This window comes from Microbacterium xanthum, assembly GCF_034531355.1.
GTDB lineage: Bacteria > Actinomycetota > Actinomycetes > Actinomycetales > Microbacteriaceae > Microbacterium > Microbacterium xanthum.
On the sequence record NZ_JAWHUE010000003.1, the window covers coordinates 449,602 to 471,537 of the forward strand.

The following is a 21,936-nucleotide window of genomic DNA, read 5'->3' on the forward strand; positions in this document are numbered from 1 at the left end:
GGATCGCGAACGGTCCGTGCCGCGCGCTCAGCCGGCGGCCACCGCCGCAATCCGCTGGAAGTCGCCGATCGCCAGTTCTTCACCCCGCGCCGTTGCGACAACCCCGGCGTGCTCGAGGATCGCCGAGGCGGACGCCGAGGTGCCTCCGAGCGTCTCCGCGAGCGCCTGACGCAGCATCTTCCGACGCTGTCGGAAGGCAGCATCGACGACGGCGAAGGTGCGCACCCTTTCCTCCTCGGTGCCGCGCGGCGCATCGTCGCGGACGAAGGAGACCAGCACGCTGTCGACGTTCGGAACGGGCCAGAAGACCTGACGAGACACGGTGCCCGCCAGTCGCCACCGCCCGTACCACGCGGCTTTCGCGCTCGGCGCCCCGTACACCTTCGAGCCCGGCGGCGCGGCGAGGCGCTCACCGACCTCCGCCTGCACCATCACGACGCCCCGCTGGAGGTGCGGGAAGGTCTCCAGGAAGTGCAGCAGCACCGGCACCGACACGTTGTACGGGAGGTTGGCCACCAGCACCGTCGGGTCCCCCGGCAGCTCCGTCACCCGCAGCGCGTCGGCATGCACGACGTCAAGCTCCCCGGCTGTCACACCGTGCGCGGACGCCGTCGCGGGAAGCCTCTCGGCCAGGCGCCGGTCGATCTCGACGGCGGTCACACGCGCGCCCGCCTCGAGGATCGCCAGGGTGAGCGAACCCAGCCCGGGGCCGATCTCCACCACGCTCTCACCGGCGCGCACGTCGGCGACGTGGACGATCTTTCGCACCGTGTTGGCGTCGACGACGAAGTTCTGGCCGAGCTTCTTCGTCGGGGTGACGTCGAGCTCGGCGGCGAGGGCGCGGATCTCTCCCGCACCGAGCAGCTGCACGGGCATGGGTCTCACTGTAGTCAAGCCCCCGAGTCCCGCCGTGCGCGAGACCGCCCCGGGGTCTAGGGTGACGCATGTGATGTCATCCGGTTCCACCCCCACGGCGGGTTTCTCCCTCAGTAGCTCGTACGGACGGCGCGCGATCGCCCTCTCCATCGCCGCGGCCGTGGGCGGGTTCCTCTTCGGCTTCGACTCGTCGGTGATCAACGGCGCGGTCGATTCGATCGAGACGGACTTCGCGCTCAACGACGTGGTGACCGGTTTCGTCGTCGCCATCGCGCTGCTCGGATGCGCCTTCGGCGCCATCCTCGCGGGAACCCTCAGCGACCGGTTCGGGCGCCTCAAGGTCATGCTCATCGGCGCGGTGATGTTCCTCACGAGCGCCTTCGGCTCCGGATTGGCCTTCGGCGTCTGGGATCTGACGTTCTGGCGCCTGATCGGCGGCATCGGCATCGGCATCGCCTCGGTGGTCGCCCCGGCGTACATCGCGGAGGTCGCGCCCCGGCAGATCCGCGGCACGCTCGGATCGCTGCAGCAGCTGGCGATCACCCTCGGTATCTTCGCCGCACTCCTCTCCGATGCCCTGCTGGCCAGCATCGCCGGTGGCGCCAACGAGCCGATGTGGTTCGGTCTGGACGCGTGGCGCTGGATGCTCCTGGTCGAGGCGATCCCGGCCCTCGTGTACGGCCTGCTCGCGCTGACGATGCCCGAGTCGCCACGCTTCCTCATCGCACAGGGACGCAAGGACGAGGCACGGGAGATCTTCTCGCGGCTCATGCCCCCGGACGACCTCGAGATCACCGTCAACGAGCTGGAGAAGAAGATCCAGGCGGATCGGAAGAACGCCGGAGTCTCGTTGCGCGGACCGGTCTTCGGACTTCAGGGGATCGTGTGGATCGGCATCATCCTGTCGGTGTTCCAGCAGTTCGTCGGCATCAACGTCATCTTCTACTACTCCACGACGCTGTGGCGCGCGGTCGGTTTCACCGAGCAGAACTCGCTCCTCATCAGCGTGATCACGTCGGTGACCAACGTGCTCGTCACGATCGTGGCGATCGTGCTCGTGGACCGCATCGGACGCAAGCCGATCCTGTTGACCGGCTCGGTCCTCATGACCGTGTCTCTGGCGGCGATGGCCCTCTCCTTCGCCTTTGCCACCGGATCAGGCGACGAGGTGTCGCTTCCCGACCCCTGGGGCCCGATCGCCCTGGTCGCCGCCAACCTGTTCGTGATCGGCTTCGGCGCGTCGTGGGGGCCGCTGGTATGGGTGCTACTCGGAGAGATCTTCCCGAGCCGCATCCGCGGGAAAGCGCTCGGCGTCGCCGCGGGCGCCCAGTGGATCGCCAACTTCCTCATCACCGTGAGCTTCCCGGTGATGTCCGGCTGGTCGCTCCCCCTCACGTACGGGATGTACGCGACGTTCGCCGCTCTGTCGTTCTTCTACGTCGCGTGGAAGATCCCCGAGACCAAGGGCATGGAGCTGGAGCAGACGGAGACGCTCTTCGTCAAGAAGTCCAAGGGCTGACGCCGGCCGGTCAGAATCGGCCGTAGACCTCGAGCGTGTTGGCGGCGAGTTGCGCACACAGCACGTCGAGCTCGACCCCGAGTTCGGCAGCCATGAAGCGAACCGTCACCGGAATCAGGTAGGGCGCGTTGGGCCGCCCGCGGTGCGGCGTCGGCGTGAGGAAGGGCGCGTCGGTCTCCACGAGAAGGCGCTCGAGCGGAGTCACCTTCAGGGCGTCGCGCAGGTTCTGGGCGTTCTTGAACGTGACATTCCCGGCGAAGGACAGCCAGTATCCACGATCGGCGGCGATCCGCGCCATGGCCTCGTCACCCGAGAAGCAGTGGAACACCGTGCGATCGGGCGCCCCGACGCGCGACAGCGTCTCCAGGACCGCGTCATGGGCGTCGCGGTCGTGGATCTGCATCGCGACGCTGTGCTTCTTCGCCAACGCGATGTGCGCTTCGAAGGACTCGTGCTGGGCGGGGATCCCGTCGCTGTCGGTGCGGAAGAAGTCCAGTCCGGTCTCGCCGATGGCGCGCACACGCGGCTGCGCGGCGAGTTCGTCGATGACGGCGATCGCCTCGTCCAGGCGGCCCGCTTCCCGATAGCGGGGAGCCTCATTGGGGTGGATGGCCACCGCCGCGAGGACCCGCGGGTCCGATGACGCCGCCCAGGCCGACCAGCGGCTGGACTCGATGTCCCCGCCGGCCTGCACGACGCCGAGGACGCCCACCGCGGCGGCCCGGTCGAGCTGGTCGGTGAGGGTCAGAGGGTCGTCCCCGTCCTCGATCTCGAGGTGGGCGTGGTTGTCGTAGACCGGGACGGCGAGCGCTTCCGGCACCTCCGGATAGCGGGTGTCCCGCGCGCCCTTCTCACGGGTGCGCACGTACGCGCTCGGATCGCTCATCTGTCGCCTTTCCTCCATCCTCGCTCCCCCATCCTTGCTCCCCCATCCTGTGGCATGTCCCACTTTCTGCCCGCATCCGGCCCCATGGAGACAGAAAGTGGGACATGCTGCCGACCGTCACGCCGCACGGCGCCGGAGCATGTCCCACTTTCGGTCGCCATAGCTGCCCACACGGACAGAAAGTGGGACATGCCTCTGGCCGTCACGCGGCAGGGACGCCGGGCGGATCAGGCCTGCTCGACGCGGGGGAAGAGGGGGGCCAGGCCCTCGACGGAGACGCCGGGGCGCAGCGCCCCCCACTGTCCGGCCTCGCGGATGGGCTGATCCTCCAGCGCTCCCAGCGACTCACGCACTCCGAGCGCGTTCCACAGTGTCGTGGTGGACTCGGGCATCACCGGCGACAGCAGCACCGTCAGCGCGCGCAGCCCTTCGGCGACCGTGTAGAGAACCGTCGCGAGCCGATCTCGTTGCGTCGCGTCCTTGGCCAGAGCCCAGGGTTCGTTCACGGTGATGTATCCGTTGAGTTCGTCGACGATCGTCCAGATGCGCTCGATCGCCTCGTCGATGCGGAAGCGCTCCATGGCCGCGTCCGCCGCCGAAGCGGCGTCGGCGACCACCTTCTGGATGGCGAGATCGCCCTCGGCGTACTCCGCCGGGGCAGGAACGACGCCGTCGAAGTACTTGCCGATCATCGCGACCGTGCGCGACGCGAGGTTCCCGAAACCGTTGGCCAGCTCCGCCTGGTAGCGGGCGGAGAGGTCCTCCCACGAGAAGGAGCCGTCCTGGCCGAACGCGATGGCAGACAGGAAGTAGAAGCGGTAGGCGTCCGACCCGAACACGTCCGTGATCTCGGTCGGCGCGATGCCGGTGAGCTTGGACTTCGACATCTTCTCGCCGCCCACCAGGAGCCAGCCGTGGGCGAAGACCCCGCGCGGGACCTCCAGACCCGCGGCCATCAGCATCGCCGGCCAAATCACGGCGTGGAAGCGGAGGATGTCCTTCCCGACCACATGGTAGGCCGGCCACCGCCGGTCGAACTGCTCGGGATCGGTGCCGTATCCGACGGCCGTGGCGTAGTTGAGCAGAGCATCCACCCATACGTAGATGACGTGGCTGTCGTCCCAGGGAACCTCGATGCCCCAGTCGAACGTCGATCGTGAGATGGACAGGTCCTTCAGGCCGCTGCGCACGAACGAGACGACCTCGTTGCGCGCCGATTCGGGGCGGATGAAGTCGGGCCTCGAGGAGTAGAGCTCGAGGAGCCGGTCTTGGAACTCGCTCAGCTTGAAGAAGTAGTTCTTCTCCTGCAGCAGTTCCAACGGCTTCGAATGGATCGCGCAGACCTTCAGCCCCTCGAACTCACCGGCGCCGGGAAGGATCTCCGCTTCGGTCTTGAACTCTTCGCAGCCGACGCAGTACAGCGCCTCGAACTCGCCGGCGTAGATGTAGCCGCGGTCGTAGATCGCCTGCACGAATGCCTTCACGCGCTCCTCGTGGCGGTCCTGGGTCGTGCGGATGAAGTCGTCGTTGGCGACATCGAGGGTGTCCAGCAGCGGGAACCACGACTCGCTGACGAGGCGATCCACCCACTCCTGGGGTGTGGCGCCGTTCGCCGCGGCCGCGCGCATCATCTTCTGCCCGTGCTCGTCGGTTCCGGTGAGCATCCACGTGTCGTCACCGGCCTGCCGGTGCCAGCGCGCGAGCGTGTCGACGGCGACGGTCGTGTAGCCGTGGCCGATGTGCGGCACATCGCTCGGATAGTAGATCGGCGTCGTGATGTAGAAGGATCGCCCGGAAGTCACCCGAGAATTCTAGTTGCCTCGCACGGGACGCCGGGACGGATACCCGGGGCGGACGGTCAATGCCGCGCGGCCAGGACCGCCTGATAGAGATCGCGACGCGAGTGTCCGGTGGCGTCGGCGACTTCGGCGGCCGCATCCTTCAGTCGCGCCCCGTCGGCGACGAGCCGGGCCACCTGCTCCACCGCGTCGTCGAACCGCACGGCGCGCCGCTCGGCGCCGGCCACGACGATCACGACCTCTCCGCGCACCCCCTCGTCCGCCCACGCCGCGACCTCGGCGGAGGTCCCCCGCACGACCTGCTCGTGGAGCTTGGTCAGTTCGCGGCACACGGCGACGCGCCGGTCCTCGCCGAACGCCTCGACCATCGCGTGGAGAGTCGCCGCCGTCCGGGAAGGAGACTCGAAGAACACCATGGTGCGCGGCTCGGCGTCCAGCGCCGCGAGGGTACGCGCGCGCTCCCCGGGTTTCCGCGGCACGAAGCCCTCGAACGTGAATCGATCCGTCGGGAGACCGGACACGGCCAGCGCGGTGACCACCGCGCTCGGCCCCGGGATCACGGTGACGCCGATGCCGGCTGCCGCCGCCGCGGCGACCACGCCGAATCCTGGGTCGCTGACGGTGGGCATGCCCGCGTCGCTGAGCACGAGGACGTCGCCGGTGCGCGCCATCTCGACCAGGTCCGCAGCGCGTTCCTTCTCGTTGTGATCGTGCAGCGCGATCATCTGCGGGCGATTGGCGACGCCGAGCGCCGCGAGCAGCCGTACCGTTGTCCGGGTGTCCTCCGCGGCGATGGTCGGCGCCTGCTCGAGGGCCTCGACGAGGCGGCTCGACGCGTCGCCCAGGTTGCCGATGGGGGTCGCGGCCAGGATGATCACCGCCCCAGCATAGGCTGGACGACGTGTCGAACCCCGAGTCGCCCGATCCGTCCGTCACGGGTCCGGAGCCGGAGACGCACGCCGGGCAGGAGCGCACCGTCGCGCCGACGTCCGATGCGGCGCCGACCTGGTACGACCGGGTGACCACACGTCTGCGGTCCGACCCCGGGTCGGCCCGGCTCGCGGGAGTGCTCGCCCCTGTTCTGCTGACCCTGTTCGCCGGCATCCTCCGCCTGTGGAATCTGGGGCATCCGCCGAGCCTCGTCTTCGACGAGACGTACTACGTCAAGGACGCGTGGAGCCAGTGGGTCCTCGGATACACCGCGCAGTGGCCCGACGGCGCCGACGCCGGATTCGCCGACGGTGCCGTGGACGCGTTCCTGACCGACGGCAGTTTCTCGGTGCATCCCCCGCTGGGCAAGTTCCTCATCGGGGCGGGCATGGCGCTGTCCGGCGCCGAATCGTCCTTCGGCTGGCGCATCTCCGTCGCCCTGTTCGGGACGGCGCTCGTCCTCGTGCTCTACCTTCTCGCGAAGACACTCACCCGCTCGGTGGCCTTCGCGACGGTCGCCGGAGTGCTGCTCGCCGTCGACGGTCAAGCGATCGTCATGAGCCGGGTGTCGCTCCTGGACACGTTCCTGGCGTTCTTCGTGCTCCTGGCAGCCTGGTTCGTCGCGCTCGACACGCGTGGTCTGGGGGCGCGGGTCGCTGCCATCACCGCCGGACGCCCCGCTCCGCACGAGTGGGGACCCGTGCTGTGGAACCGACCCTGGGTGGTGGCGGCGGGAGCGGCCGCCGGTTGCGCGGTCGCCGTCAAATGGTCGGGGCTCTACGTGCTCGCCGCGTTCGGTCTGTATCTCGTCGTGGCCGATGCGTGGGCCCGGCATCGCGCCGGCGTCACGTTCTGGCCCGCCGACGCGCTCCTGCGACAGGGGCCGACGACCTTTCTGCTCCTGGTCCCGGTGGCCGTTCTCGTCTACACCGCGACGTGGTCCGGATGGCTCCTCACGCGGGGTGGGTGGGGCCGCGATCTCGGAGCCGACGATCCCGGCCCGTGGAGTTGGGTCCCCGCGCCGCTGCGGTCGCTGTGGCTGTTCCACAGGGCGATCTACGACTTCCATGTGGGGCTGACCAGCGAGCACGGATACGCCAGCCCGGCGTGGCAGTGGCCGTTGCTGCTGCGTCCGACGTCGATGTACTACGAGAGTGCGGACTGCGGTGGCGCGACCTGCGTGCAGAACATCTACAGTCTCAACAATCCGCTGATCTGGTGGGCGGGCACGGCCGCCGCGCTGTGGCTGATCTACCGGTTCGCGGTGCGCCCGCGGTGGCAGTCGGGGCTGATCCTCACCGGGCTCGCCGCCACCTATGTGCCGTGGCTGCTGTACCCCGAGCGGACGATCTTCCAGTTCTACACCGTCGCGATGCTTCCCTTCGTGGTGCTCGCCCTGACCTGGGCGTTGCGCGAGATCGCCGGTTCGTCGTCCTTCGACCCGGTCCGTCGGACGGGCGGGCAACGGCTGGTGTGGGTCTTCCTCATCGCCGTTCTCGTCCTCACGGCGTTCTGGTACCCCATCCAGACGGCCACGACGGTGCCCTACGACTTCTGGCGACTGCACAACTGGCTCCCGGGCTGGATCTGACCCGCGCGGCGAGACAGAAGCCACCCCCGAGGCGTCAGGGCGCGATCGCGTGGGCCGCGGCACGAGCGGCGTGCGGCAACGCCTCTTCGATGCGCGTCAGAGCATCTTCGTCGTGAGCGGCGGTCAGGAACCATGCCTCGAACACGCTCGGCGGCAGCGAGACGCCGTGATCGAGCATCGCGTGGAAGAACGGACCGTAGCGCCAGGCGTCCTGATCCTTCGCGTCGGCGTAATCGCGAACGGGCGCGTCGCGGAAGGCGAGCGAGAACAGGTTGCCGGCGAAGGACAGCGTGTGTGCGACACCCACCGCGGTCAGCGCCTCGGTCAGCGCGGCCGAAACACGGGTCGCCGCGGCGTCGACGCGGGCATACACCTCGTCGTCGGCGAGCCTGAGCGTCTCGACGCCGGCCGCCACCGCGAGCGGGTTGCCGCTGAGCGTGCCCGCTTGGTACACCGGACCGAGGGGCGCCAGGAGTTCCATGAGCTCCGCGCGGCCGCCGATCCCTGCGAGGGGCATGCCGCCGCCGATGACCTTGCCGAAGGTGAGCAGGTCGGGAACATACCGGGCGCCGCGCGCTCGCTCGAGGCCCCACCATCCCGCCGGGTCCACCCGGAATCCGGTGAGAACCTCGTCGAGGATGAACAGCGCCCCGTCGGCGTGCGCGGTGTCGACGAGGAAGTCGTTGAATCCGGCGTCGGGGGCGAGGATCCCCGCGTTCGCTCCGGCGCCCTCGGCGATGACGGCGGCGATGCGCCCGGGGTGCGCGGCGAACGCGTCCCGTACGGCCTCGCGGTCGTTGTACGGCAGCACCAGGGTGAGGCCGGCGATCGGCCCGGGGACCCCGGCGGAGCCCGGAAGGCCGAGGGTTGCCACTCCGGATCCGGATTCGGCCAGCAGCCCGTCCGAGTGCCCGTGATAATGGCCGGCGAACTTGATGATCACGTCGCGCCCGGTCGCGCCTCGCGCGATGCGAATGGCCGTCATGGTCGCCTCGGTTCCCGTCGACACGAGGCGCAGCCGCTCGATGCCACGGGCGCCCGCGACGGTGAGACGGTCGACGACGAGCTCGGCGAGTTCGGTCTCGCCCGGCGTGGAGGCGCCGAAGGACAGTCCGCGCGTGGCCGCCCGCTGGACCGCGTCCACCACCCGCGGGTGCGCGTGCCCGAGCAGCGCCGGCCCCCACGAGGCGACGAGGTCCACGTACTCCCGGCCGGTGACGTCGGTGACCGTGGCCCCGCGTGCCGCCACGATCGACAGCGGCGTGCCGCCGACGGATCCGAAGGCGCGCACCGGGGAGTTCACCCCGCCGGGGATCACCGCACGGGCGCGGGAGGCGGCGGATTCGTTGGTCGGGGCGGTGTCGGCGGCGGTCATGCGTCCTTCCATCGTTCGGCGGCTTCGACCGCCCAGTACGTCAGCACGGCATCGGCTCCGGCACGCACGATGGCGGTGAGGGATTCGTCGATCGCCCGCTCCCGGTCGATCCAGCCGTGTGCGGCGGCGGCCTCGATCATCGCGTACTCCCCGCTGACCTGGTAGGCCCATACCGGTACCGGTGAGACGGCCGCGGCGTCGGCGAGGACATCGAGGGAGGTCATCGCCGGCTTGACCATGACCACGTCGGCGCCCTCGGCGACATCCAATGCGACTTCGCGGGCGCCTTCGCGGCGATTCCCCGCATCGAGCTGATAGGTGCGACGGTCCCCCTGGAGGGAGGACTGGACGGCTTCACGGAACGGACCGTAGAACGCGGAGGCGTACTTCGCCGAATAAGCCAGAAGGGCCACGTCGCCGCGCCCGACGGCGTCGAGGCTGCTGCGGATCGCGTCCACTTGACCGTCCATCATCCCGGACAGCCCCAGCAGGTGCGATCCGGCGGCGGCCTGCGCCAACGCCATGTCACGGTAGCGCTCGAGCGTCGCATCGTTGTCGACCGCCCCGTGGGCATCGAGCACACCGCAGTGACCGTGGTCGGTGAATTCGTCCAGGCACAGGTCGGTCTGCACGACGAGGCTGTCGCCGATCTCGGCGACCGCGATTCGGGTCGCGACGTTGAGGATGCCCTCGGGGTCGGTCGCGCCCGTCCCGACGGCGTCCTTGTGCTCGGGGATGCCGAAGAGCATGATGCCCCCGACACCCGCCTCAGCGGCCCGATGCAGGGCCGCCCGGAACGTCTCGGTGGAGTGCTGGAGGACGCCGGGCATCGACGAGATGGGGCGCGCCTCGGGAGCGCCCTCCGCGACGAACATCGGCAGGACCAGCTGCGAGGCGTCCAGCCTGGTCTCGCGCTGCAACCGCCGCCAGGCAGGCGTCGCCCGCAGGCGTCGTGGTCGGATGCGGGGTCCGGTCACGGGTTCCTCCTCGGTGACGGGGTGTCCGCCTCTGCGGGGGTCGACGGGTCGAGCGGCGCGATGCGGGCCGCTCCGCGTTCGATGAGGTCGACGCCGACGAGCGTGGCCAGCTCCGCCGGGGCGTCCGTGTCCAGCGGCATGGCGCGCGAACTGTCGATCATCTCTCCCCCGTCGGGACGGTAGACGCGGGCGGTGAGGAACAGCAGTCCGTCATCGACGAAGCTCATCGCGGCGATCGGGGCCGCGCAGCCCGCTTCGAGGCGTGCCAGCACGCCGCGTTCGGCGTCGGCTGCCGCGCGGGACTCGGGATGGTCGATACGGCGCACGAGGTGCTCGTCCCCCGCGCGCACCTCCACCGCGAGCGCCCCCTGCGCGGGAGCGGTCGGCCACCGGTCCAGATCGAACATCTCGGTGACGGCATCGAGCCTGCCGATCCGGCTGAGTCCGGCGGCGGCGAGGATGACGGCGTCGAGGGCTCGTTCCGGATCTTCGTGCCCCACCCGCCCGAGACGCGTGTCGATGTTGCCGCGGATGTCGACGAGGTCGAGGTCGGGACGGCGCATGGCCAGCTGCGCGCGGCGGCGCGGGGAACCGGTCCCGACGCGCGCGCCTTCGGGCAGCTCGTCCAAGGTCATGCCGTCGCGGGCGCAGAGCGCGTCTCGGGCGTCGACCCGGGGAGGCACGGCTGCGATCACGAGCCCCGGCTCGGCCGCGGTCGGAAGATCTTTGAAGGAGTGCACGACGGCATCCACATCGCCGCGCAGCAGCGCGTCACGCAGCGCCTTGGCGAACACGCCCGTGCCGCCCAGCGTGGCCAGCGACGCCGTGGAGGTGTCGCCCTCGGACACGATCGGCACCAGGTCCGCGCCGAGCATCTCGGCGACGGTACCGGCTTGGGTCATGGCCAGGGCGCTCGCCCGCGTTCCGATCCGCAGTGCCATGGCGGTCAGGAGACGACGTCGCGCACGTCGGCGATGTCGATGCGGCGCCCCGTGAAGAAGGGCACCTCTTCACGGACATGGCGGCGCGCCTCGGTCTTGCGGAGGTAGCGCATGAGGTCGACGAGATCGATGACGTCGTCCGCTTCGAGCGCCAAGAGCCACTCGTAGTCACCGAGCGCGAACGATGCGACCGTGTTGCTCTGCACCTGGGGGAAGTCTCGTCCCATGCGACCGTGCTCGCCGAGCATCGCCCCGCGCTCCTCGGCGGGCAGCAGATACCAGTCGTAGCTGCGGACGAACGGGTAGACCGTGACCCATTCCTTCGGCGGCAGACCCCGCGAGAAGGCCGGAGAGTGGTCGCGGCTGAACTCGGCGTCGCGGTGCACACCCATCGCATTCCAGGTGGGCAGCAGCGGGGCGAACTCGCGTGAACGACGCAGCGCGCGCAGGTCGGCCTGCAGTCCCTCGGCGGTGTGACCGGTCAGCCACACCAGAACGTCGCCGTCGGCCCGCAGACCCGATACGTCGTACACCGCGCGCATCGATGCGATGCCACGAGCGACCTCGACCGCCGGCAGGGCGTCGAGGGGGACCTCGGCCGGATGCGGGTCGCGGCGGAAGACCGCCCAGAGTCCATAGTGCGTCTGGGCGCCACCGTCGGCGTGCGCGCGGGAATCGACGGACGGGACGGTCTTCTCAGCGGTCATGGGCGTACTCCACGATTCGGGTCAGGACGGTCGGGTCGGTCTCGGGAGGAACTCCGTGACCGAGGTTGAGGATGTGGCCCGGCAGATCCGCACCCCGGGCGAGCACGTCATCGATGTGGGCGGACAGCACCGGCCATGGGGCGGTCAGCAGCGCGGGGTCGATGTTGCCCTGCAACGGCATCGACCGGCCGACACGGGTGGCCGCGACGTCCAGGGGCAGACGCCAGTCGACACCGATGACGTCGGCGCCCAGCGGGGGCACGAGGTCCAGCACCTCCGACAGACCGAGTCCGAAATGGATCTTCGGCACATCGAACCCGCGCAGCGCGTCGAACGCACGCCGGGTGTGCGGGGCGACGCGGCGCTGGTAGTCGGCGCGGGAGAGCGACCCGGCCCAGGAGTCGAAGAGCTGCACGACGCTGGCACCGGCCTCGACCTGGGCGCGCACGAACGCCCCGGTGACGTCGGCGCACCAGTTCAACAGCGACGCCCACGTGTGCGGGTCGGTCTTCATCAGCGCCCGCGTGCGCAGCTGCTCTTTGCTCGGGCCCCCCTCGACGAGGTAGCTCGCCAGGGTGTACGGCGCACCGCCGAAGCCGACCAGTGGGGTGTCGCCGAGCTCGGCGACCACGCGTTCGACGGCCTCCCGGATCGGCTGCAGCGCCGCCGGATCGAGCGGACGAAGCGCCAGCACGTCGGAGGCGGTGCGTACCGGCTCGGCGAGCACCGGACCGCGTCCGGGGACGATCGACACGTCGACGCCGGCGAGCAGCACCGGCGTGACGATGTCGCTGAAGAAGACGGCCGCGTCCACCCCATGGCGCCGGACGGGCTGCAGGGTGATCTCGGCTGCCAGGTCCGGGCGCAGGCAGGCGTCGAGCATGTCGACGCCGGCGCGGGATGCGCGGTACTCGGGCAGCGAGCGTCCGGCCTGCCGCATGAACCAGACCGGCACGGTCTCCGGGCGGTCGCCGCGCGCAGCACGCACCAGTGCCGAGCGGGCGGTGCCGCCGTCCGTCAGGGGATGCCCGGAGGGCAGGATCGATGCGGCGGATGACACCCCTCCAGGCTACGTCCTCGCGCGGGGTCCCAGGATCGGACGTTACGATGGAGGGGTGCTGTTCTGTCTGACGGCCAGCCACCGCAACACCGAGTTCGACGTCCTCGACCGCATCTCGCGTGTGAGCGAGTCCACTGGCGCCGATCTCGTCGCCGCGCACTCCTTCGTGCGCGGCGCCGTGGTGTTGTCCACCTGCAACAGGTTCGAGGCGTACCTCGAACTCGACGAGCCACTGGCCGCCCCGGCCACCCTCGCCCGCGAAGCGGTGCTCGAGGCGCTGGCCGGATCGATCGGCGACGATGCGGCACTGATCCGCGACAGTGCCGAGGCGATCGCCGGCGACGACGTCGTCCAGCACCTGTTCACGGTCAGCTCCGGCTTGCACTCGATGGTCGTCGGAGAAGAGGAGATCACCGGCCAGGTGCAACGCGCCCTCCGTGACGCTCGCACGGCCGGAACCACCAGCCCCGCCCTCGAGCAGGCCTTCCAGCGCGCCGCCCATGCAACCCGGGAGGTACGCGCGACGGCCGACATGGGTGCCGCCGGCCGCTCCCTGGCCCGCCTCGCCCTCGATCTGGCTGAGAGCCGGGTATCGGATTGGGCCGACGTGCCGGTCCTGCTCGTCGGAACCGGAAGCTATGCGGCCACGACGATCGCCGCCCTTCAGGCCCGCGGGGCCACGGACGTGCGGGTCTACTCCGCGACCGGCCGCGCCCAGCGCTTCGCGGCGCGGTACGGGGTCCGAGCCGAGTCCGATCTGCGCGAGGCCATCCGTGCTGCCCGTCTGGTCATCACCTGTACCACCCGGTACGTCATCACCACCGACGATGTCGTCGCCGACGCCGCACCACGGCTCTTCGTCGACCTGGGCCTGCCCCGCAACATCGACCCCGAGGTCGGAACGGTCGACGGCGTCGAACTGCTCGATCTGGAGCTGATCGGCCGTCACGCCGCGCTCCCCGAGCTCGGCGCGGGCGCACACGAGGTTGTCGGGTCAGCCGTGGCGACCTTCACCGCGGAGCGCGACGCCGCACCGGCGATCGTGGCCGTTCGCACCCACATCCAGGACGCGCTGGAGGCCGAACTGGGCCGACTGCGCACCGACGGGTCCGACGCCCGGGCCGAAGCGGCGCTGCGTCACCTCGCCGGTGTGCTTTCGCACACCCCGTCCGTGCGTGCTCGGGAATTCGCCGCGGCCGGACGCCTGGGCGAGTTTGAAGCCGCTCTCGAGACGGTGTTCGGCGTCACGGTGGCAACCGACCGCGCAGCGACGCAGCGCGACGCCGCCTGCTGAGTCACGACACGGCGGAATCGGGCAGGTCGACCTCGTCGACCGCGGCCTGCAGTCGCGCGAGCGTCTCGGTGACGATGCGGTCCTCTTCGGGGGTCATATCGATGACGGCCGCCAGCATCCTCTCGTGCATCTTTCCGAGTGTGGCCCGCACCTCGTGATCGGTCTCGGTGGTCGGGATCACGTGGATGCTGCGTCGGTCGGTCTCGTGGCGTTCGCGTCGGACGTGGTTCGACTTCTCCAGGCGGTCGATGATCGCGGTCATCGACGCGGTCGACACGCCCAGATACCGGGTCAGCTCGCTCGGCGACACCAGGCGCCCCTCGCGTTGCGCCCTGAGCAGGTAGCGCAGAACGAGAAGATCGTTCTCCCCCATCGACATCGCCTCGCGTGTGCGACGTCGCATCGCCACCTCAGCGGCACGGTACATCCGGAAGGACTGCAGGAGCGCGACGGCACGGGCGTGACGGTCGTCGCGGTGCTCGCCGTACCAGTAGGCGTCCTCGGTACCCATCGGTGCAGTTTATCCGGCCCCGCCTCCCGGTCGGCGGACGAGGAGGCGGGGCCGGTACGGGATCAGTTCAGTTCGGTCGGGTGGGCACCGACGCGGCCGCTGCCGTCACCGGGGTCCATCGCATCGATCGCAGCCATCTGCTCGGCGGTCAGCTCGACGTCGAACAGGTCGATGTTCTCCTCCAGCCGCGCTCGCCTCACCGACTTCGGGAACACGACGTACCCCTTCTGCAGGTGCCAGCGGAGCACGACCTGCGCGGGGCTCTTTCCGGTGGCCTCGGCGGCGGCGACGACGGGTGCCGCATCGAAGAGGTCGTACTTCCCCTGGCCGAGCGGACCCCATGACTCGATCACGGTTCCGTGCGACTGCGCCCAGGCGGTGATGTCGCGCTGCTGGTAGGCGGGGTGCAACTCGATCTGGTTCACGGCGGGCACGACATCGGTCGCGGCGACGATCTTCTCGAGGTGCTCGACGAGGTGGTTGGACACGCCGATGCTCCGGGCGAGACCGCGGTCGCGGATGCCGATCATCTTCTCCCAGGCGTGGACGAAGTTGTCCTTGGCCGGGGTCGGCCAGTGCACCAGGTACAGATCGACGGCGTCCAGGCCCAGCTTGTCGAGACTCTCGGAGACAGCCGCGTCGGGCTGGTCGCCGTCGTGACGGTCGTTCCACAGCTTGGTGGTGATGAACAGTTCGTCGCGGGCGATGCCGGAAGCCGCGATCGCGGCGCCGACGCCTCGCTCATTGCCGTAGATCGCCGCGGTGTCGATATGACGGTAGCCGACCTCGAGCGCTTCGCTGACGGCACGCTCGGTCTCTTCCGCGGGGACTTTGAAGACCCCGTATCCCAGCTGCGGGATGAGTCGACCGTCGTTCAGTTCGATGTGAGGGATGTTCGCCATGAGGCCAAGCCTAGAAGGCCCCCGCAGAGCTGAGGTGCCCCTTGACGAGGCACCTCCGACGACCTCCGGTCAGGAGTCCTTGCGTGAGATCGACCAGCGCTGAGCCGCGCCGGGTGTGCCGCCGAAGTGGATCGGAAGGGCGATGCCGAGCGAGAGCACGAGGATGCCGAGCGCGAAGAAGACGCCGGGCGCCACGGGCATCGAGATCGCCAGCCCCAGCAGAGCGATACCGCCGATGAACAGCAGAAGGGACAGGATGAACACGGGCGGCCTCCTCGGGGGTCGAACACACCCACGGTACCCGGTCGCGGCTGTCTCCCGCACACCGATGCGGTGTCGTCGTACGATGGAGGGCTATGTCTGCGCCCGTGCCCGTGATCTCCTATCCGCCCGAGCTGCCCGTCAGCGCCGCGCGCGACGAGATCGCGGCGGCCGTCCGCGATCACCAGGTCGTGATCGTCGCCGGCGCCACCGGGTCGGGCAAGACGACCCAGCTGCCCAAGATCTGCCTGGAGCTCGGACGCACCGCGATCGCGCACACCCAGCCGCGCCGGATCGCCGCCCGGACGATCGCCGAACGGATCAGCGAGGAGCTGCAGGTGCCGTTGGGCTCCACGGTCGGGTACAAGGTCCGCTTCACCGATGCCGTCTCGGACGACACGCGCGTCGCGCTGATGACGGACGGGATCCTCCTCAACGAGATCCATCGTGACCGCCTGCTGCGACGCTACGACACGATCATCGTCGACGAGGCGCACGAGCGCTCGCTCAATGTCGACTTCCTCATCGGCTACCTGGCGCGCATCCGTCGGCAGCGCCCCGACCTGAAGGTGATCATCACCAGCGCCACGATCGACCCGGAGAGCTTCGCGAAGCACTTCGCCGACCAGCACGGTGCTCCTGCCCCCATCGTCGAGGTGTCGGGACGGACCTATCCCGTCGACGTGCGCTATCGACCGCCCGCCGAGACCTCCGATGACGAGGCGGACGACATCGACGCGCTCACGCGGGCCCTGCGGGAGCTCGATCGCGAGCCGCCGGGCGATGTGCTGGTCTTCCTTCCCGGGGAGGCGGAGATCCGCGACGCGATGGATGCGGTTCGCGGCATGTACGCGAAGGATGCCGCCCCCACAGAGGTCCTGCCGCTGTTCGGACGTCTCTCCGCGGCCGAGCAGCACCGCGTGTTCGAGCGGTCCCGCATCGCCGGCGTGCGCCGTCGCGTCATCCTCGCCACGAACGTCGCCGAAACGAGTCTGACCGTGCCGGGGATCCGGTACGTGGTCGATACCGGGACGGCACGCATCTCCCGGTACAGTGCCCGCAGCAAGATCCAGCGGCTTCCCATCGAGCCGGTGTCGCAGGCCTCGGCCCAGCAGCGTTCGGGGCGCGCGGGGCGCACCTCCCCCGGGGTCGCCATCCGGTTGTACGCCGAGGACGACTTCACCACGCGTCCGGCGTACACCGAGCCGGAGATCCTGCGCACCAGCCTCGCGTCGGTGGTCCTGCAGATGCTCTCCCTCGGGTTCGGGGAGGTCGCGGACTTCCCCTTCCTGACGCCGCCGGACTCCCGCGGTGTGAAGGCGGCGTTCGATCTGCTCATCGAACTCGGCGCCGTCCGTTCGACCCGGGGCACGGACGGCGCCCGGCTCACCGATGTCGGCAGACGCATCGCCCGGCTGCCGATCGACCCGCGCTTCGCGCGCATGCTCGTCGAGGCCGAACGCACCGACGTCCTCACCGAGGTGCTGCCGATCGTGGCCGGCATGTCGATCCAGGACGTCCGGGAGCGCCCGGAGGCCGACCGTGCCAAGGCGGACGGTTTCCACGCACGTTTCGCGGATCCGACCAGCGACTTCCTGGCGTTGCTGAACCTCTGGGGGTACCTGCAGGAGAAGCAGGCCGAGCTCGGGTCCAGTGCCTTCCGACGCCTGTGCCGCGCGGAGTTCCTGAACTACGTCCGGGTCCGGGAGTGGATGGACGTCCACCGACAGCTGCGTTCGCTCATGGGCCGCGGAGGGGCGAAGGTCCGCTCGCACGGTACCGGCGCCGCCGCCGATCCCGATGCGATCCATCGCGCGATCCTCGCGGGTCTGCTCTCGCACCTGGGGATCCTCGACACCCGAGGCGATGGCGGGCGGGACGTACGCGGTCGCGGGGCGAAGGGCGCGCCGCAGAAAGCCGAGTACCTCGGTGCGCGCGGGACGCGGTTCGTGATCTTTCCCGGCTCGGGGCTGCGGAAGAAGCGGCCGTCGGCGGTCATGGCCGCGGAGCTCGTCGAGACGTCGCGGTTGTTCGCGCGCACCGTCGCGGCGGTCGATCCGGCCTGGGCGGAGTCTCTGGCGGGCGATCTCACCCGACGACAGCTCAGCGAACCGCACTGGTCGAAATCGCAGGGGGCGGCATCGGCGTACGAGAAGGTCACGCTGTTCGGGCTGGAGATCATCCCGAAGCGGCGGGTGCAGCTCGCACGATTCGACCGGCCTCTGGCCCGCGAGCTGTTCCTGCGTCATGCGCTGGTCGACGGCGAATGGGACACGTCGCACCTCGACAAGCGGCTCAGCGCGTTCGAACGACGCAATCTCGACCTGCGCCGACGACTCGAGAAGGTCGAGGAGCGCGAACGCCGCCGTGACATCCTCGTCGGTGACGAAGCGGTCTTCGGGTTCTACGACAGCCGCGTCCCCCAGGACGTCTTCGACGCGCGCTCCTTCGAGGCCTGGTGGAAGGACGCGTCCGCGCGAACGCCGCGCCTGTTGGACATGACCGAGGCCGATCTCCGGGAGGATGCCGGACGGCGCGACGAGCGCGACTTCCCCGCTCGCTGGCGTCAAGGCGATCAGGTGCTCTCCCTGGCGTACCGCTTCGAGCCGGGCGCACCCGATGACGGTGTCACGGCGGTGATCCCCCTGGCGCTGTTGGCGCAGGTGGATCCGGCGGGGTTCGACTGGCAGGTTCCGGGTCTGCGCGACGAACTCATCACCGCCCTCATCCGCTCCTTGCCCAAATCGATCCGGCGCCACGTCGTTCCCGCCGCGGATTGGGCGGCGACCTTCGCCGCGGACGTCGCCGCGCTCGGACCGGAGTCCCATGACGGGCGCCCGCAGACGTCGTTGCGACAGGCCCTCGCCGACCGTATCCGCCGCGTCGCGAGTCAACCCGTCCGGGAGGAGGACTTCGACCTCGACCGGGTCCCCGCGCACCTGACGATGTCGTTCCGCGCGGTCGACGGGAGGGGACGCACGATCGGCGCCGACCGCGACCTGCGGTCACTGCAACGGCAGCTGGCCGACCGCGCCCGTTCGTCGGTGGCGCGGTCGGTCGAGCGGGCCGCGGCCCCGGCGTCGATCGCGGCAGCCTCCGCCGACCCGGAAGCGTCGCGCCCGCGCCACGCGGCGCCGACGGCCTTCACGCAACGAAGCGGCGTCGACACATGGGACTTCGGAGATCTCCCCGCGGTCGTCGACAGCAAGGTCGCCGGCGGCGTCGTCCGCGGGTACCCCGCCGTCGTCGACGAGGGCGACACGGTCTCGCTCCGCATCGAGACGTCCGCCGACGCGGCGGCGACAGCGACCCGCGCGGGGGTGCGCCGGCTGCTGCTGCGTGCCGTCGCCTCCCCGGCGTCGTACGTGCTGGATCATCTGACCAGCGGGGAGAAGCTCGCTCTGGCCGCCTCCCCGTACCCCTCCGCGAAGGCGCTCATCGAAGACGCGCGCCTGACCGTCGCCGACCGCATCCTGCGCGAGACGGCCTCCGATGGCGCGCTGCGCACGCAGGCCGGCTTCGACGAAGCGCGCGCGGCGTACGCCGGTGTCGTCGTAGACGAGACGTTCGCCGTCGTCTCTCTCGCCGCCCGCATCATCACTCTCTCCCGCGACGTCGAGAAGGCTGTGAAAGGGCAGAATTCCCTCACGCTCCTCGGCGCCCTCAACGACGTGAAGTCGCAGGTGTCCGGGCTCGTCTTCCCGGGATTCCTCTCGCAGGTCGGCGCCGACCGGCTGACGCACCTCCCCCGGTACCTCACGGCAGCGCGAGATCGGGTCCTCGGGCTGGCCGACAACCCGGGGCGGGACCGACAGCGGATGAGCGAGTTCGAACGCTCCTCGACCGCCTTCGCCGAAGCGGGGGGCACCATCCCTCTCGCACCGGACGCCGCGGACGCGATCCGTCGGGTTCGGTGGATGTTGGAGGAGTACCGTGTGAGTCTGTTCGCGCAAGGACTCGGTACGGCCGAGCCCGTCTCGCCGCAGCGCATCGCGAAGGCGCTGCGCGACAGCTAGAGGAGGACCGTCGTGACACACGCCGTCGTGTATCGCCGTATCGGCGGGCCGGAGGTCTTGGAGTACACCTCCGTGCCGACCCCGTCCCCCGGCGCGGGCGAGGTGGCCGTGCGGATCCAAGCCGCCGGGGTGAACCCGATCGACGCCAAGCTTCGAGGCGGGATACGCCCTTCACCGCCACTCGAGGGACCCCGGCGTGTGGGGGCGGACGGCGCAGGCGTCATCACCGCCGTCGGCACGGGCGTGGAAGGTCTGCGCGCCGGCATGCCGGTCGTGGTAGCGGGAGCGCAGGGGCTCTACGCGGAGGCCGCGGTCGTCCCCGCATCGACGGTGACGGCCCGACCGGCCGATGTCGATGCGCATCTCGGTGCGGCGGTCGGAATCCCGGCTGCGACCGCCTACCAGGCTCTTCGGTCGCTGTCGGTGGCGTCCGGCGACCGCATCCTCGTCCACGGCGGCTCCGGATCGGTCGGGCAAGCTGTGATCCAGTTCGCGGTGTCCTGGGGCGCGACCGTGATCGCGACGACCTCCGCGCGCCGCGCGGATCGCGTGGAGCGCCTCGGCGCTCTGCCGGTTCGATACGGCGAGGGCCTGCTCGATCGGGTCCGTGCCGTGTCCGATCACGTCGACGTCGCGTTGGACTGCGCCGGCACCGACGACGCGATCGAGACCTCTGTCGCCGTGGTGGGAGATCGCTCCCGTGTGGCAACCCTCGTCCGTGGTGCCGACGCTCCACGATGGGGCATCGAAGCCTACGCCGGGGGCGCAGCGCACGGGCTCACCGAGCAGCAGCAGATGTGGCGCAGGGAGGCGATCCCGGTGACACTCGCGCTCGTGGCGGCAGGCGCGTTCGAAATCGAGCTGGGTCCGCGCTACCCGCTCTCACAGGCTGCGCGCGCACACGAGGACGTCGAGCGCGGGACGGAGGGAAAGATTCTGCTCGTACCGGATCAGGACTGAGGGTCGTCTTCGTCGGCCTCTGACTCGACGTCTTCTTCCTCGACGTCGTCGACCCACACGGTCTCACCCGCTTCGAACCCGCTGGCATCATCCAAGGCGTCCGCGGCGACCGCAGCTCGTCGGTGCCACTGCTCCGCTTCGTCGCTGCGGCCGAGCTCTTCCAACACCGCCGCGCGGGCAGCGAACAGCGCCGGACTCCACTCGAACGCCCGATCCGGGTCGAGTTCGGGAATGTCGAGCTCGAGCAGAGCACGCTCCGTCTCCCCGAGATCGAGGCGCGCGCCGGACATCGCGATCGCAAGCTCCACGCGCGCAGAGGTGGGCAATGCGGCACGATCGACAGATCGACCGATCTCGAGCGCGCGATCAGGGCGCCCGACGCCGCGCTCGCTGTCCACCTGCAGTGCGATCTGGTCGTCCTTGCCGCTGATGCGACGATACGTCCGCAGCTCGCGCAGCGCCAGGGCGTAATCGCCCACCGCATAAGACGTGATCGCGACGGTCTCACGGACGACGGCGATCCGACCCGCGCGGTGACTTGCTTCCAGGGCGTGGCGGTGCGCGAGCGCGGGGTCGTCATCGATGAGCAGACCGGCCATCGCGAGATGGCGCGCCACCGCGTCAGCGTTCTCCTTGCTCAACGTCTTCAGCTCATTTCGCGCGGCGCTGGGGAGTGAACGAGCGGTGATCTCCTCGGGGATCTCCGGGACGTCGCGGCGCGGCGCACGATCCTCGCGCGGTGCCCTGTCCCGGCCCGAACCACGATCGTCGCGCTTCTGATAAGGCTTTCGGTCATCCCGGTTCCCGTACGACCGATCACCATCGCGCTTCTGATACGGCTTTCGGTCATCCCGGTTCCCGTACGACCGATCACCATCGCGCTTCTGATACGGCTTTCGGTCATCCCGGTTCCCGTACGACCGATCACCGTCACGCTTCTGATACGGCTTTCGGTCATCCCGGTTCCCGTACGACCGATCACCGTCACGCTTCTGATACGGCTTCCGGTCATCCCGGTTCCCGTACGACCGATCACCGTCACGCTTCTGATACGGCTTTCGGTCATCCCGGTTCCCGTACGACCGATCACCGTCACGCTTCTGATACGGCTTCCGATCGCCGCGCGCGGGCGTGGTGCGGTCGTTCGAGGTGTAGCGAGGGCGACGAGCGCGCTCGCGGTCTTCGTCATCTGCCATCAGCTGCTCCTCCTGTTAACGCGGAAATGGCCACCCTGCGTTGGGTGGCCATTTCCGGTAAGGGAAGTCCGGCGGTGTCCTACTCTCCCACAGGGTGGCCCCTGCAGTACCATCGGCGCTGAGAGGCTTAGCTTC

At 69.8% G+C, this 21,936-nt stretch carries 19 protein-coding genes and 1 rRNA gene; 5 read left to right on the plus strand and 15 right to left on the minus strand.

Annotated features, from left to right (window positions below):
• Positions 1–27: 27 nt before the first annotated feature.
• Entirely contained in the window at positions 28–876 is an 849-nt protein-coding gene (gene rsmA, locus RZO50_RS12225; protein ID WP_322600001.1) for a 16S rRNA (adenine(1518)-N(6)/adenine(1519)-N(6))-dimethyltransferase RsmA, read from the minus strand.
• Between the two features lie 73 nt (positions 877–949).
• On the opposite strand from rsmA, the gene RZO50_RS12230 reads away from it, so the two are divergent.
• On the plus strand, positions 950–2,395 hold the full coding sequence (locus RZO50_RS12230; protein WP_322600002.1) for a sugar porter family MFS transporter: 1,446 nt from the start codon (positions 950–952) through the stop codon (positions 2,393–2,395).
• A gap of 10 nt (positions 2,396–2,405) precedes the next feature.
• On the opposite strand, the gene RZO50_RS12235 is transcribed toward RZO50_RS12230, so the two are convergent.
• From RZO50_RS12235 to rsmI, 3 genes are all read right to left on the minus strand, one after another.
• Positions 2,406–3,281 carry a TatD family hydrolase gene (locus RZO50_RS12235; RefSeq protein WP_322600003.1) on the minus strand — a complete coding sequence of 292 codons (876 nt, stop codon included), beginning with the start codon at positions 3,279–3,281 and terminating at the stop codon, positions 2,406–2,408.
• Between the two features lie 227 nt (positions 3,282–3,508).
• Entirely contained in the window at positions 3,509–5,083 is a 1,575-nt protein-coding gene (gene metG / locus RZO50_RS12240; protein WP_322600004.1) for a methionine--tRNA ligase, read from the minus strand.
• Between the two features lie 56 nt (positions 5,084–5,139).
• Positions 5,140–5,958, minus strand: a complete 819-nt coding sequence (gene rsmI, locus RZO50_RS12245; protein ID WP_322600005.1) for a 16S rRNA (cytidine(1402)-2'-O)-methyltransferase — start codon at positions 5,956–5,958, stop codon at positions 5,140–5,142.
• Between the two features lie 23 nt (positions 5,959–5,981).
• On the opposite strand from rsmI, the gene RZO50_RS12250 reads away from it, so the two are divergent.
• Positions 5,982–7,601, plus strand: a complete 1,620-nt coding sequence (locus RZO50_RS12250) for a dolichyl-phosphate-mannose--protein mannosyltransferase (protein ID WP_322600006.1) — start codon at positions 5,982–5,984, stop codon at positions 7,599–7,601.
• A gap of 34 nt (positions 7,602–7,635) precedes the next feature.
• Here the strand turns inward: RZO50_RS12250 and hemL are convergent, their stop codons facing one another.
• From hemL to hemE, 5 genes are read right to left on the minus strand one after another with little or no spacing between them, the layout of a single operon-like run.
• The gene (hemL, locus tag RZO50_RS12255; protein ID WP_322600007.1) at positions 7,636–8,976 is read right to left on the minus strand and encodes a glutamate-1-semialdehyde 2,1-aminomutase; all 1,341 of its coding nucleotides are present in this window, start codon (positions 8,974–8,976) and stop codon (positions 7,636–7,638) included.
• Complete coding sequence (gene hemB / locus RZO50_RS12260) at positions 8,973–9,953, minus strand: porphobilinogen synthase (RefSeq protein ID WP_322600008.1); 981 nt, start codon at positions 9,951–9,953, stop codon at positions 8,973–8,975. Before hemB ends, hemL begins: the two co-directional genes overlap by 4 nt.
• The gene (gene hemC, locus RZO50_RS12265; RefSeq protein WP_322600009.1) at positions 9,950–10,894 is read right to left on the minus strand and encodes a hydroxymethylbilane synthase; all 945 of its coding nucleotides are present in this window, start codon (positions 10,892–10,894) and stop codon (positions 9,950–9,952) included. Before hemC ends, hemB begins: the two co-directional genes overlap by 4 nt.
• Positions 10,895–10,899: 5 nt before the next feature.
• Complete coding sequence (gene hemQ / locus RZO50_RS12270) at positions 10,900–11,601, minus strand: hydrogen peroxide-dependent heme synthase (protein WP_322600010.1); 702 nt, start codon at positions 11,599–11,601, stop codon at positions 10,900–10,902.
• Positions 11,591–12,661: a uroporphyrinogen decarboxylase gene (hemE, locus tag RZO50_RS12275; RefSeq protein ID WP_322600011.1), complete on the minus strand. Its 1,071-nt coding sequence runs from the start codon at positions 12,659–12,661 to the stop codon at positions 11,591–11,593. The genes hemQ and hemE overlap by 11 nt, the downstream gene beginning before the upstream one ends.
• Before the next feature lie 55 nt (positions 12,662–12,716).
• On the opposite strand from hemE, the gene RZO50_RS12280 reads away from it, so the two are divergent.
• Entirely contained in the window at positions 12,717–13,955 is a 1,239-nt protein-coding gene (locus RZO50_RS12280) for a glutamyl-tRNA reductase (protein WP_322600012.1), read from the plus strand.
• A gap of 1 nt (position 13,956) precedes the next feature.
• On the opposite strand, the gene RZO50_RS12285 is transcribed toward RZO50_RS12280, so the two are convergent.
• From RZO50_RS12285 to RZO50_RS12295, 3 genes are all read right to left on the minus strand, one after another.
• Positions 13,957–14,466, minus strand: coding sequence for a MarR family transcriptional regulator (locus tag RZO50_RS12285; protein ID WP_322600013.1), 510 nt, complete (start codon positions 14,464–14,466; stop codon positions 13,957–13,959).
• 62 nt (positions 14,467–14,528) lie between these two features.
• Entirely contained in the window at positions 14,529–15,368 is an 840-nt protein-coding gene (locus RZO50_RS12290) for an aldo/keto reductase (protein WP_322600014.1), read from the minus strand.
• A gap of 69 nt (positions 15,369–15,437) precedes the next feature.
• A complete protein-coding gene (locus RZO50_RS12295; protein WP_322600015.1) occupies positions 15,438–15,632 on the minus strand; it encodes a hypothetical protein in 195 nt (64 codons plus the stop codon).
• A 92-nt stretch (positions 15,633–15,724) separates the two neighbouring features.
• On the opposite strand from RZO50_RS12295, the gene hrpA reads away from it, so the two are divergent.
• Together hrpA and RZO50_RS12305 are read left to right on the plus strand one after the other, a co-directional pair.
• Complete coding sequence (gene hrpA / locus RZO50_RS12300) at positions 15,725–19,645, plus strand: ATP-dependent RNA helicase HrpA (RefSeq protein ID WP_322600016.1); 3,921 nt, start codon at positions 15,725–15,727, stop codon at positions 19,643–19,645.
• Positions 19,646–19,657: 12 nt separating this feature from the next.
• A complete protein-coding gene (locus RZO50_RS12305; RefSeq protein WP_322600017.1) occupies positions 19,658–20,605 on the plus strand; it encodes a quinone oxidoreductase family protein in 948 nt (315 codons plus the stop codon).
• On the opposite strand, the gene RZO50_RS12310 is transcribed toward RZO50_RS12305, so the two are convergent.
• From RZO50_RS12310 to rrf, 3 genes are all read right to left on the minus strand, one after another.
• Positions 20,596–21,246, minus strand: coding sequence for a tetratricopeptide repeat protein (locus RZO50_RS12310; RefSeq protein WP_322600018.1), 651 nt, complete (start codon positions 21,244–21,246; stop codon positions 20,596–20,598). The two genes, RZO50_RS12305 and RZO50_RS12310, sit on opposite strands and share 10 nt — an antisense overlap.
• A 5-nt stretch (positions 21,247–21,251) precedes the next feature.
• Positions 21,252–21,794 (minus strand): hypothetical protein, encoded by a 543-nt coding sequence (locus tag RZO50_RS12315; protein ID WP_322600019.1) that lies wholly within the window; start codon positions 21,792–21,794, stop codon positions 21,252–21,254.
• Positions 21,795–21,867: 73 nt separating this feature from the next.
• Positions 21,868–21,936: ribosomal RNA gene (gene rrf / locus RZO50_RS14705) — 5S ribosomal RNA — on the minus strand; the annotation flags it as partial.